This window comes from Amycolatopsis sp. SID8362 (assembly GCF_010550475.1).
GTDB classification, from domain to species: Bacteria; Actinomycetota; Actinomycetes; order Mycobacteriales; family Pseudonocardiaceae; genus Amycolatopsis; species Amycolatopsis eburnea.
The window spans coordinates 1-615 of sequence record NZ_JAAGNB010000953.1; the positions used below are offsets into that span (position 1 = coordinate 1).

A 615-nucleotide genomic window follows, 5' to 3' on the forward strand; every position below is an offset into this window, starting at 1 on the left:
CCCGCGCCGCCCGCCACCTCGACCAGGGCCGGGACGTCGGTGTGCACCACCGGGACGCCGGCCGCCATCGCCTCCAGCAGGCCGAGCCCGAAGCCCTCGGCGAGGCTCGGCACCGCCAGCACGCTCGCGTGCCGCAGCGCGGTCGCCAGCTCGGCGTCCGACACCTTCCCCAGCACCCGCAGCCGATCCGCGGGAAGGCCGCGTTCAAGAGCCAGCGCGACCGGGTCGATGCCGCCCCAGCCCGGCTGGCCGGCCAGCACGAGCATCGTGCCCTCCAGCGCCGCGACCGCGTCGATCAGCACGTCGATGCCCTTGCGCGGCTCGATCGTGCCGACCGCCAGCACGTACTGGGCGGGCAGCTCCAGGTCCGCGTCCCCGGTGGGCACCCGCACGCCGTGCGGGACCACGCGCACCGGGACGTCGAGGTCGATCAGCACCGCCAGCTCGTCGGCGACCGCGCGCGTCGGCACGACCAGCCCGGACGCCCGCTTGGCGGCCCGCGCGATCATCGACCGGTGCCAGCTGACACCGCGCGAGGTCAGCGTCTCCGGGTGGGTCCACGGCACGGTGTCGTGCACGGTCACGCTCAGCGTCTTCCCGGCCGGCGCGCGCGGC

The 615-nt window shown here is 76.4% G+C and carries 1 protein-coding gene; it reads right to left on the bottom strand.

The window, feature by feature from the left end:
* Positions 1 to 615 (bottom strand): glycosyltransferase family 1 protein (locus G3I65_RS29445; RefSeq protein WP_160698985.1); only part of this gene is annotated, 615 nt, incomplete at both ends.